This is a genomic window from Rhodococcus sp. P4_F5 (assembly GCF_056401315.1).
This window is the reverse complement of record NZ_JBFUJP010000001.1, coordinates 78,260-95,017: the sequence shown is the minus strand read 5'-3', so window position 1 is coordinate 95,017 and position 16,758 is coordinate 78,260. Positions and strand designations below refer to the sequence as shown.

Here is a 16,758-nt window from a genome sequence, read left to right as displayed (position 1 = left end):
GGACACCGCCCGCAGACAGTCAGGAGCACGACATGAGCACCGCCCTTGCAACCCGCCCGGACACCCAGGACATGGTGGTCATCCACAACGTGTTCCGCCGCAATTTCGCCGCGCTGCCGACGGCGGTGCGGGCGGTGCCGGACGGTGACACCGAGCGGGCGGCCCGCGTCGTCGCCTTCGTCGACGAGATGACCGCGGCCCTGCACCACCACCACAGCGGCGAGGACGAGTTGATGTGGCCCCGGTTGCTGGACCGGGTGCCCACCGATCGTGCGCTGGTGCTGCGGATGGAGGAGCAGCACGAGCGGATCGGGGAACTGGTCGCACGGGTCGAATCGCAGGCACGGGAGTTCGCCGCGGTCGCGTCGCCGGAGTCCGGTGGGCACCTGGCCGAGACGTTGACCGCGCTGACCGGTGCGCTGGACGAGCACCTCGCCGAGGAGGAGGCACGGATCCTGCCGCTGGTCGAGCAGGTGATGTCGGCCACGGAGTGGGCCGAGCTGGGGGACCGCGGCCGGGCGTCGATCCCGGAGGAGCGCCGACTGGTGTTCCTCGGTTTCATGCTGCACGGCGCGACCGATCAGCAGCGCCGCGCGATCCTGTCGGAGGTGCCGTTGCCCGGACGTCTCGCCTGGCGGCTGCTCGGTCGGCGGGCGTTCGCCCGGGAGTACCGGGGGATCTACGGGGTCGAACCCGCGTGAGATCTCAGGTGCGCGATCAGCTCCGACGCCGCCGCCCGGCCGCCGCGGTTCGCGCCGACGGTGCTGGCCGACGGTCCGTACCCGAGCAGGTGGATCCGCGGGTCCGCGGCCACCTGGGTCGCCAGCCGACCCGTCATGGTGATGCCGCCGCCGGGTCCGCGCAGTCGCAGCGGCGCCAGATGGTCGAGGGCACTGCGGAACCCGGTGCACCACAGGATCACGTCCGCCCGCTGGGCGGTGCCGTCGGCCCAGCGGACACCGTCGGCGGTGATCTCGTCGAAAATCGGAAGACGCTGCAGCACACCGCGTTCGCGGGCCGCCCGTAGCGCGGGGGTGAGCGGCAGTCCGGTCACCGACACCACCGAGCCCGGCGGCAGCCCGCGTCGCACCCGGTCCTCGACGACCGCCACCGCGGCCCGCCCCTCCTCCCCGGTGAACGGTTCGTCGCGGAACTGCGGTTCGCGGCGGGTGACCCAGGTGGTGGTGGTGACGCGGGAGATCTCGTCGAGCAGTTGCACCGCCGAGATGCCGCCGCCGACCACCACCACGTGGCGGCCGGCGAACTCGTCCGCCGTCCGGTAGTCGCGGGTGTGCAGCTGGCGGCCGGCGAACAGTTCGGCGCCCCGGTACCGCGGGACGAAGGGGCGCTCCCAGGTGCCGGTGGCGTTGACGATCCCGCGGGCGGTCAGCGCGCCCGCGCTGGTCTCGAGGGTCAACAGGCCGCCGGCGTCGTGGTCGCACACCACCCGGGTGTGCACCGGTCGGCGCACAGGCAGCGCGAATCGGCGTTCGTACTCGGCGAAGTAGCGCGGCACCGCGTCCGCGGCCAGCACCTGGTCCGGCGCCTCGGCGCCGAGGACGTCGGTGAACGCCATCCCCGGCAGGTCGTGGACCCGGTTGACGGTGCTCAGGGTCAGCGACGGCCAGCGGAACTGCCAGGCGCCACCCGGTCCGGGTGCGTGGTCGAGCACGACGAACCGCAGTCCCGCGTCCGCCCCGAGGCGTTGCAGGTAGTACCCGGCGGACAGCCCGGCCTGACCGGCGCCGATCACCGCGACGTCGACGTGAGAATCCATGTTGGCGACCTCCCCGGGACAAACGGTACGGTCACAACCATGATCGGGACCAGCCGGGACGGCGACGTGGTGACAATCGAACTGCAGCGCGAGGACCGGCGCAACGCGCTCAACACCGAACTCTGCGTGCTGCTGCGCGACGCGATCGACGAGGCCGTGGGCCAGGGCGCCCGGGTGATCGTGCTGACCGGTTCGGGCTCCGCGTTCTGCGCGGGCGCGGACCTGTCCGGCGACGTGTACGCCGACGGCTTCCTCGACACCCTGCTCGAGATGCTGCGCACCATCGACTCGGCGCCGGTGCCGGTGATCGCGGCGGTCAACGGTCCGGCGATCGGCGCGGGCACCCAGCTGACCCTCGCCTCGGACCTGCGCGTGGTGGCGCCCGACGCCTACTTCGCCGTTCCCGCAGCCAAACTCGGTATCTCGGTGGACAACTGGACCGTCAAGCGACTGGTGGCCCTGGCCGGTGGCGGCCCGGCCCGCACGGTGCTGCTCGGCGCCGAGCGGCTGACCGCGGACGCCGCCCTCACCGCCGGGCTGGCCAACAAGATCGGCGACCTGGCCGCCGCGCAGGAGTGGGCGCAGCAGATCGCCGCCCTGGCGCCGCTGTCCCTGCGCCACCTCAAGCTCGTGCTCAACGAGGACGGCACCCGCGCGGACGCCACCGAGGACCAGCGTGAGGCGCTGGTCGCGGCCTGGAGCAGCGAGGACATGGACGAGGCGCGGATGGCCCGCTTGGAGAAGCGTCGGCCGATGTTCCAGGGCAAGTAGCGGGACAGGGCGGCGGAATGGGAACGAAGAGCGCCTTCGCGGCGGGTGTCGCGCTGGCCGGGGTAGCGGCGTTGGTCCGGGCGGGCTGGGGTGTGCGGTCCCAGATCGGCGCGTCGACCTCGGCGATCGCCCCGCACGCGATGGGCTCGGCGCGGTACCGCGACCGGCGCTTCCACAACACCGAACCCAGCCGCCAGGTGGTCGGCGGCTCCGACTCGAGCATCGTCTCGGCGCTGCTCACCCGTGGCCGGCTGGGCCGGCCACGCCAGGCCATCCCGCTGGCCACGCCGCTGGCCCCCGCGGCCGCCGCCGACCTGGCCGTCACCTGGTACGGGCACGCCAGCGCGCTCATCGAGGTCGACGGGTACCGGGTGCTGACCGACCCGGTGTGGAGCGACCGCGTCTCGCCGTCCCGGCTGGTCGGGCCGCTGCGCCTGCACCCGACGCCGGTCGGGATCGAGGACCTGCCGCGGGTGGACGCCGTCGTCGTCTCCCACGACCACTACGACCACCTGGACAAGTCGACCGTCGAGGCACTGCTGCGCACCCAGACCGCACCGTTCGTGGTGCCGACCGGGATCGGCGCGCACCTGCGCAGCTGGCGGGTCCCCGAGGACCGGATCGTCGAACTGGACTGGGACCAGGAGGTCGTGCTCGGCGAGCTCACCGTCGCCTGCACCGAGGCCCGGCACTTCTCCGGCCGCGGACTGGCCCGCAACACGACGCTGTGGTCGTCGTGGGTGATCCGCGGGCCGCGGCACCGCGCGTTCTTCGGCGGTGACACCGGGTACACCCCGCGCTTCGTCGAGATCGGGCAGCGGCACGGACCCTTCGACCTGACGCTGCTGCCGGTCGGCGCGTACGACGAGCACTGGCCCGACATCCACATGAACCCGGAGGAGGCGGTCCGGATGCACGCCGACCTCAACGCGGGCGACGACGCGGCCGGCGTGCTGGTCCCGGTGCACTGGGCCACCTTCAACCTGGCCTTCCACCCCTGGGCCGAGCCGGTGACGCGACTGCTGACGGCGGCCCGCGAGTCCGGCACCCGGGTCAGCGTGCCGATGCCCGGTCAGCGGATCGACGTGCTGCGGCCCGGCGTGCAGCGGCACTGGTGGCTCCGGCTGGCATAACCTGGCGTTCATGGCCAACGAGGACCTTCCGGGCGCATCCGTCGTGACCGCGCCCCTGCACGCCGACGTCGACCCGTCGGTGGGGCTGACCGCGGACCAGGTGGCCCGCCGCCGGGCCGACGGCCGGACCAACGACGTGCCCGGTCGGGCGAGCCGCTCGGTGCGGGACATCGTCCGTGCCAACGTCTTCACCCGGATCAACGCCATCCTCGGGGTGCTGTTGATCATCGTGCTCGCCACCGGGTCCGTCATCGACGGCATGTTCGGACTGCTGATCGTCGCGAACAGCGCCATCGGCATCATCCAGGAGGTCCGGGCCAAGCAGACCCTGGACAAGCTCGCGATCGTCGGCCAGGCCAGGCCGCAGGTCCGCCGCGACGGACAGTCGGTCACGGTGGCACCGAACGAGGTGGTGCTCGACGAGATCATCGAACTCGGCGCGGGCGACCAGATCGTCGTCGACGGGGCACTGGTCGAGGGCGAGGCGCTCGAGGTCGACGAGTCGCTGCTCACCGGCGAGGCCGACCCGGTGCACAAGACGCCCGGGGCGCAGATCCTCTCGGGCAGCTTCGTGGTGTCCGGCAGCGGCGCCTACCAGGCCACCAAGGTCGGCAAGGACGCCTACGCGGCGCGGCTCGCGGAGGAGGCCAGCAAGTTCACGCTGGTGCACTCGGAACTGCGCAGCGGCGTCGACAAGATTCTCAGGTTCATCACATACCTGATGATTCCGGCGGGCCTGATGATCGTCTACAACCAGCTCTTCGTCAGCAAGCAGGCACTGCCCGACGCGCTCAACGGCATGGTGGCCGCGCTGGTCCCGATGGTGCCCGAGGGCCTGGTGCTGATGACCTCCCTCGCGTTCGCGGTCGGCGTCGTCCGCCTCGGCCGGCGGCAGTGTCTGGTGCAGGAACTGCCCGCGATCGAGGGCCTGGCCCGGGTCGACGTGGTGTGCGCAGACAAGACCGGCACCCTCACTGAGAACGGGATGCGACTGTCCGAGCTGAGGGTCCTCGGCGACGGGGGAGAGGCGGTGGTGCGTGACGCGCTGGCCGCCCTCGCCGGGGACGACCCGCGTCCCAACGCCAGCATGCTGGCGATCGCCGAGGCGATCGACCACGACCCGGGCTGGACCTCGACCGGGATCGCCCCCTTCACGTCCGCCAAGAAGTGGAGCGGAATCTCCTACGGCGACAACGGGAACTGGGTGCTCGGCGCGCCCGACGTGCTGCTCGACCCGGCCAGCGACCCCGCCCGTCAGGCGGAGGAGGCCGGCGCGCGGGGGCTGCGGGTGCTGCTGCTGGGCAGCAGCGACCTGCCGGTGGACGACGCCGCCGCGCCCGGCCGGGTGACCCCGCGGGCGCTGGTGATCCTCGAGCAGCGGGTGCGGCCCGACGCCGCCGAGACCCTGGAGTACTTCGCCGAGCAGCACGTGTCCGTCAAGGTCATCTCCGGCGACAACGCGGTCTCGGTCGGTGCCGTCGCCAGCTCACTGGGCCTGCCCGGCGGCGACCGCCCCGTCGATGCCCGCGAGTTGCCTTCCGGGCGAGAGGAACTCGCGGATGCGCTCGACGAGGCGACCACCTTCGGCCGGGTCCGGCCGGACCAGAAGCGGGAGATGGTCGGCGCGCTGCAGTCGCGCGGCCACACCGTCGCGATGACCGGCGACGGCGTCAACGACGTGCTCGCGCTCAAGGACGCGGACATCGGGGTGGCGATGGGCTCGGGCAGCGCGGCCACCCGCGCGGTGGCGCAGATCGTGCTGCTGGACAACAAGTTCGCCACCCTGCCCTACGTGGTGGGCGAGGGCCGCCGGGTGATCGGCAACATCGAGCGCGTCTCCAATCTGTTCCTTACCAAGACCGTCTACTCGGTGCTGCTGGCCCTGTTGATCGGGCTGTCCGGCCTCCTGTCCCAGGTGCTGCACTTCGACCCGCTGCCGTACCCGTTCCTGCCTCGGCACGTCACCATCGCGGCCTGGTTCACCATCGGCATCCCGGCGTTCATCCTGTCGCTGGCACCGAACAACGAGCGCGCTCGCACCGGCTTCGTCTCGCGGGTGATGCGGTTCGCGGTGCCGTCGGGCGTGGTGATCGGGGTGGCGTCGTTCGTGTCCTACGTGCTGGTCTACGCCGGTCCCGAGTCCACGCCGACCCAGCAGGTCCAGGCCAGTACCACGGCGCTGATCACCCTGATCATGATCGCGCTGTGGGTGCTGGCCATCGTCGCGCGGCCGTACGTGTGGTGGAAGATCGTGCTGATCGCGGGGTCGGTGGGCGGCTACCTGGTGCTCTTCGCGCTCCCGTTCACCCGCGAGTTCTTCAAGCTGGACCCGTCCAACATCGCCGCCACCACCACTGCGATCGTCTGCGGCGGCGTGGGGATCGTGTTGGTGGAGCTGGGCTGGTGGGTGTCCGGACTGCTGTCCGGCGACAAGCGCCGCGTGTTCTCGCTTCCTGAGTCTCCGGCGGGCTGACCAGCATGCCCTACCTGTGGCGTGCGTCCGGCAAAGCTGTGAGACTGGGTCTGAGCGGGGGGACCGCCCCTCGACGACAGGCGCCCGGTCCGGGCGTCGGAGGAGGAACCACGATGGGCTTCATGGATACGCTGAAGGGCCTCTTCGGCAAGGGACAGCAGCTCGCCTCTGAGCACTCGGACAAGATCGAGGGCGCGATCGACAAGGCCGGCGACATCGTCGACCAGAAGACCGGCGGCAAGTACGCCCAGCACGTCGACAAGGCGCAGGACGCAGCCAAGAAGGTCATCCCGCCGAAGCAGTAGTCCGCGAGAAGCCGGCCACACTCAGGAGCCGCAATGCCCGTCAGACCGCCCTCCGCCGGATACACCGTGGAGCTGCTCTTCGACCGGGACTGCGGCTTCTGTGTGTACTGCGCCGGGTGGCTGCGGCGACTGGACCGCCGCGGCCGGGTCACGGCGACGGCGTTGCAGCAGCCCGGCGCGACGGAGCGTTTCGGCGTGAGCAAGGACGAGGCGCTCGAACGGGCCTGGGCGGTGGACTCCCGCGGCGACCGGTACGCGGGCGCCGGCGCGATCAACGCGGCACTGTCCGGGGTGATCGGCAGCCGAATGCCGTTGTACATCTATCGAATTCCCGGGATCCGGCAGGTACAGGACCTGGCCTACCGGATGGTTGCCGCCAACCGGCACCGACTGCCCGGCAGGGGCGGCAGCTGCGCGGTCGGCTGACGGATGGACATCACCACCCTGCTCTTCGTGGTCATCGCGGCCATCGTCGTCGCCGGGTTCGCCAAGCGCCTCGACCTCCAGGTTCCCCTGGTGCTCGTCACGATCGGCGCGGCGGCCTCCTTCGTGCCCGGCGTTCCGTCACTGGAGATCGCGCCCGAACTGATGCTCGGGGTGGTGCTGCCCCCGCTGCTGTACTCGGCTGCCCTCGACTTCTCCTTCAACACCTTCCGCCGCAACCTCGGGTCGATCCTGCGGCTCGGCATCGGCATGGTGCTGGTGACCACCCTGGCGGTGGGGTTCTTCGCCGACTGGCTGGTGCCGGAGTTCACCCTCGGCGCCGCGCTGGTGCTCGGCGCGGTGGTGGCCCCGCCCGACGCGGTCGCCGCGGTCGCGGTCGGCCGGCGGCTCGGCCTGCCGACCCGGATCATGGCCATCCTCAAGGGCGAGAGCCTGGTCAACGACGCGACGGCGCTGACCCTGTTCGCGCTGACCACGGCCGCGGTGACGGGCCGGAAGATCGCCATCGACTCGCCGGTCGTGTTCTTCCTCTACGAGACCGCGGGCGGGGTGCTGGTCGGGCTCGCCTTCGCGGTGGCGGTCCGGTTGGTGCGGTCCCGGATCGAGGACTCCCCGATGGAGACGGTGCTGGGTCTGGTGCTGCCGTTCACCGCGTACCTCGCGGCCGAGCAGATCCACGCCTCCGGGGTGCTCGCCGTCGTCACGGCCGGGTTCGTGATGGGGCGCAGCGCCGGCGACGAGTCGGTGGCGACGCGGATCCAGGAACGATCGGTGTGGCCGACCGTCGACCTGGTCCTCGAGACGTTCGTCTTCGCGTACATCGGCCTGCAGCTGAAATCGGTGGTCGAGGACGTGCGCGCCGACGGGCTGCCGGTGTTGCACGTGTTCGGGTACGGGCTGGTGGTGCTGGCCCTGGTCATGGTGGTCCGCCCGGCCTGGATCTTCCTGAACTGGGGTCTGCGCCGGGCTACCAGCTCGATCGTCCGCAGGCGCGGCGGTGCCCGGCCGGGCGACCCGCTGAACTGGCGGCAGAACCTGGTGGTGTCGTGGGCCGGGATGCGCGGCGTGGTCACCCTCGTCGCGGCGTCCGGCGTGCCGCTGGTGACGTTGGCCGGCGATCCGTTCCCGGGCCGCGGGGTCATCCAGGCTGTCGCCTTCACCGTCGCCGTCGGGACCCTGCTGATCCAGGGGTCGACGCTGCCGCTGCTGATCCGGAAACTCGACGTCGCCGACCCGGACGAGGAGCGCCGCACCGAGGAGCAGGTCGCCTATGCGCGCAAGGTCTCCCTCGAGGCCGCCGAGCAGTCGCTGCGGGACGTGCTCGAGGATCCGCCGACGGGCATCGCGAGCAAGGAGATGCTGGAGGTCGCGGAGCGGGTCCGGCGCTCGGCCGAGGCCCGGATGGCGGCGGACCGGGTGGAGGACGTCGGCGAGCACGAGGTCAAGGCGATGCAGGCCAGTGCGCTGTTCAACCGGCTGCGCAGCCGGGTGCTCAAGGCCCAGCGCCGGGCACTGATCGCGGCCCGGGACTCCGGCGACCTCGACGACGAGGTGCTCCGCCGGGTGCTGGAGACACTCGACATGGAGGAGGCGGTGGCGGAGTCCCGGGTGCAGCGACAGCGCTGGTGAAGGCGCGTGGTTGCGGTGGGCGGGCCTCCGCTGTCGTAGCGTCGTCCCCATGACCGCGACCACTCCGCTCGATCGCCTGCGGGCGCTGTGCCTGGCCCTGCCGGAGGCGACGGAACGGGTCAGCCACGGCGAACCCGCCTGGTTCGTCCGCCGGGCACCGCAGTTCGCCAGCCTCGCCGACCACCATCACGACGACCGCCTCGCCTTCTGGGCCGCGGCACCGGCCGGGGCGCAGCAGGACTGGGTCGAACGCGATCCCCAGCGGTACTTCCGTCCGCCCTACGTGGGGACCCGCGGATGGGTGGGGGTGTACCTCGACGTGGGCGTGGACTGGGACGAGGTGGCGGACATCGTCGAGGACGCGTACCGCACGGTGGCGCCGCGCACCCTGACGGCCAGGCTCGACGCGGACACCCCGTGAGCACAACGGTTCTCGCCCTGCTGGGGGTGGTCGCGGTGGCCCTCGTGGTCGGCGTCGTGGTGGTGTGGCTACGCACCCGGCAGGCGCTCACCACCCCCGCGGAGCGCGCGGTCCACGACACCCTGCACACCGCGTCCCTGGCCGCCCGACCGCTGCGCCGCGGACTGGACGCGACCTCGGCGGCCGAGGCCGCCCCGTACCTGCGCCAGCTCACCGGTGGCGCGGCCCTGGCGATCGCCGACGCCGAGGGTCGGCTGCTGGTCTGGCACGGACCGCACCAGCAGCTCTCCGAGGCGTTCGGGGTGGCGGCGGCCCGCGCGGTCGAGGGAGAACGGCAGGTCCTGGTCGAGCAGGCCGAACTCGGCGCCACCGCGGCCCGGGCGTTGATCGCGCAGCCGCTGCTGGTCGAGGACGCCGGGGTGATCGGGGTGCTCGGCGTGGTCGCCACCACGGATCCGGGGCCGGGGGTGCTCGGCGCCGTCACCGAGGTGGCCCGGTACGCGAGCAGCCAGATCGAGCTGGCCGAACTCGACGCCTCGCGCGCCAGGCTGGACCGGGCGGAGGTCCGGGCGCTGCGGGCGCAGATCAGCCCCCACTTCATCTACAACGCGCTCAACACGGTGGCGTCGTTCGTGCGGACCGACCCGGCCCGCGCCCGGGAGCTGATCCTCGAGTTCGCCGACTTCACCCGGTACTCGTTCCGGTCCGCGGGGGAGTACACGCTCCTCGCCGACGAGCTGCGCAACATCGACCGCTACCTCACCCTCGAACGTGCCCGGTTCGGCAGCGCGCTCGAGGTGCGGCTGCAGGTGGCACCCGAGGTGCTCAACGTGGTGCTGCCGTTCCTGGCATTGCAGCCGCTGGTGGAAAACGCTGTCCGGCACGGTCTCTCCGGCAAGCAGCACGGCGGCACGGTCACCATCGTCGCGGCGGACGAGGGCACCGACTGCGTGATCAGCGTGGAGGACGACGGCGTCGGGATGGATCCGGACGTGCTGCGCTCGGGATCTCTGGACGCCGTCGAGTCCGGTCCCGGCCGGCCCAGCGCGAAGGAGTCCGCACACGTCGGCCTGGCCAACGTCGACGACCGGTTGCGGGCGGCGTTCGGCAACGACTACGGCCTGGTGGTGGAGACCGCACCGGGGGCGGGCACCAAGGTCAGCATGCGGGTGCCCAAGTTCCGTGCCGGAATCCGGGCATGACCGGCGGGCATGGCACGATGGATTCGTTGTGACGCAGAATGCCGAGGGGACCCGCGAGGCCCCACTGACGGTGCTGGCCGTGGACGACGAGCGACCCGCTCTCGACGAGCTGGCCTACCTGTTGCGCGCGCAGGACGGCGTGGGGGAGATCCTCACCGCGGGCGACGCGACGACGGCGCTGCGGGTGATCAAGGACCGGCTCGGACACGCCGCACCCATCGACGCGGTCTTCCTCGACATCAACATGCCCGGTCTGGACGGCCTCGAGCTGGCCGGGGTGCTCGCCGCGTTCGTGCGCCCGCCGGTGGTGGTGTTCGTGACCGCCCACGACGACCGCGCGGTCGACGCCTTCGACCTCGGCGCCGTGGACTACCTGCTCAAGCCGTTGCGCGAGGAGCGGCTGGCGGAGTCGGTGCGCCGGATCCTCGCGCAGCGTCAGCAGCGCGGACCGCAGGTCGAGGCGGCCGGCGCCGAGCCCGACGCCGACGAGGTCATCCCCGTGGAGCTGGGCGGGGTCACCACCCTGGTGCGCCGCTCGGCGGTGGCATGGGTGGAGGCGGACGGCGACTACACGCGGCTGCACACCGCGTCCGGCTCGCACCTGGTGCGAATCCCCATCTCCGCGTTGGAGTCCCGGTGGCAGCCGGCCGGCTTCCTGCGGGTGCACCGCTCCTACCTGGTGGCGCTGCCGCTGGTCACCGGAATCCGCACCGCGGGCACCGGCATCGTGGTGTGCCTGCGCGCCACCGCCGACGGCCCGACGGTGGAACTGCCGGTGAGCCGTCGCCACACCCGCGAACTCAAGGACCGGCTGGTGCGGGCGCCCCGGCAGAGTTGGTCTCCCCGGTGAGCGTCGCCGACGGCCCGCCGCGGGCCCGGCAGCGGGTGGTCCTCGCGGACCGGCACGGGGCCCGCGTGGTGCGGACCCGGGTGGAGGTCCAGGAACAGACCGAGGTCGGCGAGGTGATGGTCCGGGCGCTGGTGCGCGCGCAACTCGGACTGGCACTGCGGATCGCGGTGCTCGCCGCGGCGCTGCTGGGCCTGATCCCGCTGCTGGTGCTCGCGTTCCCGGCGCTGAGCGGCGTCGCGGTCTTCGGGATCCGGCTGCCGTGGCTGGTGCTCGGGGTGGCGGTGTACCCGCTGCTCTACGGCGTCGCCCGGCTCTACTGCCGGCTGGCCGAACGCACCGAGCAGGAATTCGTCGACCTGGCCGACGACTGAGCGGGCCGCCATGTCCGGTCAGCCGCTCCCCGTCGTCACACTCCTGGTCCTGGTGGTTGCCGCCGTCGCGACCGTCGTCATCGGGTTGTACGGAGTCCGGTTGGCGCGCACCACCTCCGACTTCCTGGTGGCCTCGCGCAGCGTCGGCCCACGCCTGAACGCCGCCGCCATCTCCGGCGAGTACCTGTCGGCCGCCTCGTTCCTGGGCGTCGCCGGGCTGATCGCCAAGTACGGCGCGGACGCGCTGTGGTATCCGGTCGGGTTCACCGCCGGCTACCTCGGGCTGCTGCTGTTCGTGTCGGCGCCGCTGCGCCGTTCGGGGGCCTACACCGTGCCGGACTTCGCCGAGTTCCGGCTCGGCTCGKTTCGGGTGCGCCGGCTGGCCATGCTGGTGGTGGTGGTGATCTGCATCCTCTACATGGTGCCGCAGTTCCAGGGCGCCGGGCTGACGCTGGGCATCCTGCTCGGGATCCCGGCGTGGGTGGGCGCGCTGGTGGTCGGGCTGATCGTGATCGGGAACGTGGTCGGCGGCGGGATGCGGTCGGTCACCTTCGTGCAGGCCTTCCAGTACTGGCTCAAGCTCACCGCGGTCGCGGTGCCCGCCGTGGTGCTGTCGGTGCACTTCTTCGGCGGTGCATACGATCTGGCGTCGCCCGCGCCGCCGACCGTCGGCGCGCGCACCACCGTCGACATCACCACCGACGTCGTCGTGCAGGTCTCGGAGACGCTGCACGCGCAGGTGAGCGGGACCGTCGACGACGCGCCGGTCGAGGGCCCGGTCTCGCTCGGCCCGGGCGAACACGAACTCGGCGCCGGCACCGTGCTGGTGCTCGACGCGGGCGCGCCGGTGCCGGTGGTGGCGGGCGCCCCCGCCACCGAGGCGCAGTGGCTCGAGCCCGGCTGGGGGTTCGGCGGGTCCCACCCGATCTACCAGGTCTACTCCCTGATGATCGGGATCTTCCTGGGCACCATGGGATTACCGCACGTGCTGGTCCGCTTCTACACCAACCCGGACGGCCGGACGGCCCGCGCCACCTCGCTCGCGGTGATCGGCCTGCTCGGGGTGTTCTACCTGTTCCCGACGCTGCTGGGCGCCTTCGCCCGGCTGTGGGTGCCGCAACTGCTCATCACCGGGGCCTCCGACGCCGCGGTGCTGCTGCTGCCGGGATCGGTGTTCTCCGGTCTCGGCGGCCAGTTGCTGGCGGCGCTGGTCGCGGCGGGCGCGCTCGCGGCGTTCCTGTCCACCTCCTCGGGCCTGCTGGTCAGCGTCGCGGGCGTGCTGAGCACCGACGTGCTGCGCGGGCGGGTGCGCGACTTCCGGTTGGCGGCAGTACTGGCCGGGGCGATTCCGCTGGTGCTGGCGGTCGGGGTGGTCTCGCTGGACCTCTCGCGCACCGTCGGTCTGGTGTTCGCGGTGGCGGCGTCGACGCTGTGCCCGCTGCTGGTGCTGGGCATCTGGTGGCGCGGGCTGACCGCAGCCGGGGCGGCGGCCGGGATGGTGGTCGGCGGCCTGGTGTCGGGGTTGGCGGCGGCGGTGACGGTCGCGGGTGGCGTCGACGGCGGACTGTGGGGCGGCTGGCCCGCCGCGCTGGTCGGCTACCCCGCCGCGGTGAGCGTGCCGCTGGCGTTCGCGGTGATGGTGCTCGTCAGCGGGGCGACGCGCGGCCGGGTGCCCGCCGGAGTGGGGCTGATCTTCACCCGGATGCACGCGCCGGAGCGGCTCGACGTGGGCTCGGACCGGGCGACGGGGCTGCGTTCCCGCTAGCCGTTCGTCGCGCTCGGCCGACCGCCTGGCGCCCACCTCGACCCCTCGGCGTGTGACCGCCGCCACAGGCTGCGGCTGTGACCCGCATCTCACTAGCGTCATCGGTCAACCGCTCCATCCACGTACCCCGCTCGAGGAGTTCGCAGTGACCACAGCCGATGTGATTCCGGAAGGCTCGCCCGAACGGGCGGCACCGGACGAGCAGGCCTTCATCGACATGCAGGCGAGCCCGGAGTTCCAGGACCTCCGACGCCGGCTGCGGAACTTCGTGTTCCCGATGACGGCCTTCTTCCTGCTCTGGTACGCCGTCTACGTGCTGCTGGCGACGTACGCCAGCGACTTCATGGCCACCAAGGTCATCGGGAACGTCAACCTCGGCCTGATCCTCGGGCTCGGCCAGTTCGTGACGACCTTCGTGATCACCGGCCTCTACGTGCGGTTCGCGAACCGTGAACTCGATCCGCGGTCCTCGGCGATCCGCGAAGAACTGGAAGGCCCCCAGCTGTGAACACCATCCTCGCGGCATCGTCGGCCGATGTCGGCAACCCGATGCTCAACATCGCCATCTTCGTGGCCTTCGTCGTCATCACCATGACCATCGTGATCCGCGCCAGCCGCACCACCACCAAGGCGTCGGACTTCTACACCGGCGGCGCCCAGTTCTCCGGCCCGCAGAACGGGTTCGCGATCGCGGGCGACTACCTGTCGGCGGCGTCCTTCCTCGGCATCGCCGGCGCCATCGCGGTCTACGGCTACGACGGCTTCCTCTACTCGATCGGATTCTTGGTGGCCTGGCTGGTGGCCCTGCTGCTGGTCGCGGAGTTGTTGCGCAACACCGGCCGGTTCACCATGGCGGACGTGCTGAGCTTCCGGCTCAAGCAGCGGCCGGTGCGGATGGCCGCGGCGCTGTCCACCCTGGTGGTCTCGCTGTTCTACCTGCTCGCCCAGATGGCAGGCGCCGGCGGACTCGTCGCGCTGCTGCTCGACATCCACGACAAGGTCGGCCAGGCGATCGTGGTGACCGTGGTCGGCCTGCTGATGATCGTCTACGTGCTGATCGGCGGCATGAAGGGCACCACCTACGTGCAGATGGTCAAGGCCGTGCTGCTGATCCTCGGCGCGGGCATCATGTTCGTGCTGGTCCTGTTCGCGGTGAAGGGCAACTTCTCGCAGCTGCTCGCCGACGCGCAGGCCATGGTCAACAGCTCCACCAACGAGGCGGTCGCGGGCCGGGACGTGCTGGCGCCGGGCGCCAAGTACGGCCTCAGCTCGATGACGCGACTCGACTTCATCTCCCTCGGCCTCGCGCTGGTCCTCGGCACCGCCGGCCTGCCGCACGTGCTGATGCGCTTCTACACCGTGCCCACCGCGAAGGAGGCCCGTCGCTCGGTCACCTGGGCCATCGGCCTCATCGGCGCCTTCTACCTGTTCACCCTGGTGCTCGGCTACGGCGCCGCGAAGCTGGTCGGACCCGACGCCATCCTGGCCGCGCCCGGAAAGGAGAACTCGGCGGCTCCGCTGCTGGCCTTCGAGCTCGGCGGCACGGTCTTCCTGGCGATCATCTCCGCGGTCGCGTTCGCCACCATCCTGGCCGTGGTCGCGGGCCTGGCGATCACCGCGTCGGCGTCCTTCGCCCACGACATCTACGCCAGTGTCATCAAGCGCGGCAACGCATCCGAGGAGGAGCAGGTCCGGGTCTCGCGGATCACCGTGGTGGTCATCGGCCTGGTGTCAATCGTGCTCGGCATCCTGGCGATGGGGCAGAACATCGCCTTCCTGGTGGCGCTGGCCTTCGCGGTCGCGGCGTCGGCGAACCTGCCGACCCTGCTGTACTCGCTGTTCTGGAAGGGATTCAACACCACCGGCGCGCTGTTCAGCATCTACGGTGGCCTGCTCAGCTGCCTGACGCTGATCGTCTTCTCGCCGGCCGTCTCCGGCACTCCGACCTCGATGTTCCCCGACGCCGACTTCGCCTGGTTCCCGCTGGCGAACCCCGGCATCGTGTCCATCCCGCTGGCCTTCGTGCTGGGCATCGTCGGCACCTACGTGGGCCGTAGGAAGCTCGAGGACGCGGGCAAGCAGGCCGAGATGGAGGTGCGCTCCCTGACCGGCGTCGGCGTGGAGAAGGCGGTCGCGCACTGACGCGACCGGACCGTCCCTGCAGACGCGAAACGTGCCCCGCACCTGGTGCCCCCTGTACCCAGGTGCGGGGTGCTTCGTTTCCCCGTTGGCTACCATGCGTCAATGGCAAAGCTGAAGGTCTCGGTCGACGTTCCCCTCGCGCCCGAGGTGGCGTGGGAAAAGGCAAGTGCCCTGACCGAATTCGATCGGTGGCTCTCGATCCACGACGGCTGGCGCAGCCAGATTCCCGAGCACCTCGCGACGGGCACCACCGCGGAGTCGGTGGTCTCGGTCAAGGGGCTTCGCAACCGGGTCAAGTGGGTCCTGACCGGCTACACACCGCCGCGCAACCTGGTGCTCGCGGGTGACGGCAAGGGCGGCGTCAAGATCAAGATGACCCTGTCGGTGCGGTCCAAGGGGGCCGGCTCGGAGGTGGAACTCGACATCGACCTCGGCGGCGCCCCGCTGTTCGGCCCTATCGGATCCGGCGTGGCGCGGGCGCTCAAGGGCGACATCGAGGCTTCGCTGCGCACCTTCGTCTCGCTGTATTCGTAAGCCGTTCGAGGACAGGGCTACTCGAGCACGGGGGCGTCGCCGGTGTCGATGAGCCAGGTCTGGGCGAGCCGGTCCAGGGTCCCGTCCGCGTAGAGCGAGTCCACCGCGGCCGACGCGCACGGGGTCATCGGGCTGTTCTTCTCCAGCACCAGGCCGAAGAACTCGGTGACGGAGTTCGGTCGTGGGAACTGGCCCACCAGAGCGCTGTTCGGCAGATCCGACTCGGTGATCTGAAATCCGGTGGGGATGTCCACGACGAGGGCGTCGACGGTCCCGGCGGTGAGCGCGGCCTTCGCGTCGTCGGTGGTGTCGAACTCGACGGGCGGCTGCGCGGGCCGGATGGTCCCGGTGATCGCGGCCAGGCTGGTGGAGCCGCGCTGGGCGCCGAGCCGGTAGGGGGTCAGGTCATTGAGGTTGCGGGCGGTGGCGGCCGGGGTGCCGTTCATCGCGACGATCGACTGCGCCACCGCGTAGTACGGCGACGAGAAGTCGACGGCGTCGCGGCGCTCGCCGACGATGGTGAACTGGTTGATGTCGAAGTCGAAGTCCTTGGGGCCCGGCGCCATTGCCTCGCCCCACGGCACCCGGACGAACTCCACCTGCCCGGCCTGGTAGCCGAGTTTCTCGTAGACCGCCTTCGCGACCGCGCCCTCGAAGCCCGTGCCGTTGGCGGGGTTGTCACCGACGAACCACGGCTCGTAGGCCGGCGAGTCCGTCGCGATGGTGAGCGTGCCCTTCTTGACGGTGGCCTCGCTGCTCGGTCCGCAGGTACTGACCGCGGCGGTCGACGGCAGCTTGGTGAAGGCGACCGGATACCCGGTCGAGGTGGCGCCGGCGTCGATGTCCGCGTTGGTGGTGGCGGTCGAACATCCGCTCAGCGCCAGCGCGGAAACCGCTACGAGGGTGAGCATGACGGGGCGATGTCCGATTCGGCGCACCCG

General features: G+C 71.3%; 17 protein-coding genes. 15 read left to right on the top strand and 2 right to left on the bottom strand.

Features of this window, described 5'->3' with window-relative positions:
* The first annotated feature begins 32 nt into the window (after window positions 1-32).
* Window positions 33-701, top strand: coding sequence for a hemerythrin domain-containing protein (locus AC1DU4_RS00485; protein WP_477837004.1), 669 nt, complete (start codon window positions 33-35; stop codon window positions 699-701).
* Here the strand turns inward: AC1DU4_RS00485 and AC1DU4_RS00480 are convergent.
* Window positions 680-1,777, bottom strand: a complete 1,098-nt coding sequence (locus AC1DU4_RS00480) for an NAD(P)-binding domain-containing protein (protein ID WP_477837002.1) — start codon at window positions 1,775-1,777, stop codon at window positions 680-682. The two genes, AC1DU4_RS00485 and AC1DU4_RS00480, sit on opposite strands and share 22 nt — an antisense overlap.
* A gap of 39 nt (window positions 1,778-1,816) precedes the next feature.
* Between AC1DU4_RS00480 and AC1DU4_RS00475 the strand changes: the two genes are divergently transcribed.
* From AC1DU4_RS00475 to AC1DU4_RS00410, 14 genes are all read left to right on the top strand, one after another.
* Window positions 1,817-2,548 (top strand): enoyl-CoA hydratase, encoded by a 732-nt coding sequence (locus AC1DU4_RS00475; RefSeq protein ID WP_477837000.1) that lies wholly within the window; start codon window positions 1,817-1,819, stop codon window positions 2,546-2,548.
* Between the two features lie 17 nt (window positions 2,549-2,565).
* A complete protein-coding gene (locus AC1DU4_RS00470; RefSeq protein ID WP_477836999.1) occupies window positions 2,566-3,681 on the top strand; it encodes an MBL fold metallo-hydrolase in 1,116 nt (371 codons plus the stop codon).
* Between the two features lie 10 nt (window positions 3,682-3,691).
* The gene (locus AC1DU4_RS00465; RefSeq protein WP_477836997.1) at window positions 3,692-6,154 is read left to right on the top strand and encodes an HAD-IC family P-type ATPase; all 2,463 of its coding nucleotides are present in this window, start codon (window positions 3,692-3,694) and stop codon (window positions 6,152-6,154) included.
* A 113-nt stretch (window positions 6,155-6,267) separates the two neighbouring features.
* Window positions 6,268-6,459: an antitoxin gene (locus AC1DU4_RS00460; RefSeq protein WP_072842920.1), complete on the top strand. Its 192-nt coding sequence runs from the start codon at window positions 6,268-6,270 to the stop codon at window positions 6,457-6,459.
* A 33-nt stretch (window positions 6,460-6,492) separates the two neighbouring features.
* Complete coding sequence (locus AC1DU4_RS00455; RefSeq protein WP_477836994.1) at window positions 6,493-6,885, top strand: thiol-disulfide oxidoreductase DCC family protein; 393 nt, start codon at window positions 6,493-6,495, stop codon at window positions 6,883-6,885.
* Window positions 6,886-6,888: 3 nt separating this feature from the next.
* A complete protein-coding gene (locus tag AC1DU4_RS00450) occupies window positions 6,889-8,532 on the top strand; it encodes a Na+/H+ antiporter (RefSeq protein WP_477836992.1) in 1,644 nt (547 codons plus the stop codon).
* A gap of 49 nt (window positions 8,533-8,581) precedes the next feature.
* Window positions 8,582-8,953 carry an MmcQ/YjbR family DNA-binding protein gene (locus AC1DU4_RS00445; RefSeq protein WP_477836990.1) on the top strand — a complete coding sequence of 124 codons (372 nt, stop codon included), beginning with the start codon at window positions 8,582-8,584 and terminating at the stop codon, window positions 8,951-8,953.
* Window positions 8,950-10,155 (top strand): sensor histidine kinase, encoded by a 1,206-nt coding sequence (locus tag AC1DU4_RS00440; RefSeq protein ID WP_477836988.1) that lies wholly within the window; start codon window positions 8,950-8,952, stop codon window positions 10,153-10,155. The genes AC1DU4_RS00445 and AC1DU4_RS00440 overlap by 4 nt, the downstream gene beginning before the upstream one ends.
* Before the next feature lie 28 nt (window positions 10,156-10,183).
* Entirely contained in the window at window positions 10,184-11,005 is an 822-nt protein-coding gene (locus tag AC1DU4_RS00435; protein WP_477836987.1) for a LytR/AlgR family response regulator transcription factor, read from the top strand.
* A complete protein-coding gene (locus tag AC1DU4_RS00430) occupies window positions 11,002-11,376 on the top strand; it encodes a hypothetical protein (protein WP_477836985.1) in 375 nt (124 codons plus the stop codon). Before AC1DU4_RS00435 ends, AC1DU4_RS00430 begins: the two co-directional genes overlap by 4 nt.
* Before the next feature lie 10 nt (window positions 11,377-11,386).
* Window positions 11,387-13,141 carry a sodium/solute symporter gene (locus tag AC1DU4_RS00425; RefSeq protein WP_477836983.1) on the top strand — a complete coding sequence of 585 codons (1,755 nt, stop codon included), beginning with the start codon at window positions 11,387-11,389 and terminating at the stop codon, window positions 13,139-13,141.
* A 145-nt stretch (window positions 13,142-13,286) separates the two neighbouring features.
* A complete protein-coding gene (locus AC1DU4_RS00420; protein ID WP_072842912.1) occupies window positions 13,287-13,649 on the top strand; it encodes a DUF485 domain-containing protein in 363 nt (120 codons plus the stop codon).
* A complete protein-coding gene (locus AC1DU4_RS00415) occupies window positions 13,646-15,283 on the top strand; it encodes a solute symporter family protein (protein ID WP_477836981.1) in 1,638 nt (545 codons plus the stop codon). The genes AC1DU4_RS00420 and AC1DU4_RS00415 overlap by 4 nt, the downstream gene beginning before the upstream one ends.
* 102 nt (window positions 15,284-15,385) lie before the next feature.
* Window positions 15,386-15,817: a type II toxin-antitoxin system Rv0910 family toxin gene (locus AC1DU4_RS00410; RefSeq protein ID WP_477836979.1), complete on the top strand. Its 432-nt coding sequence runs from the start codon at window positions 15,386-15,388 to the stop codon at window positions 15,815-15,817.
* A gap of 17 nt (window positions 15,818-15,834) precedes the next feature.
* On the opposite strand, the gene AC1DU4_RS00405 is transcribed toward AC1DU4_RS00410, so the two are convergent.
* Window positions 15,835-16,728: an ABC transporter substrate-binding protein gene (locus AC1DU4_RS00405; RefSeq protein WP_477836978.1), complete on the bottom strand. Its 894-nt coding sequence runs from the start codon at window positions 16,726-16,728 to the stop codon at window positions 15,835-15,837.
* Window positions 16,729-16,758: the final 30 nt, after the last annotated feature.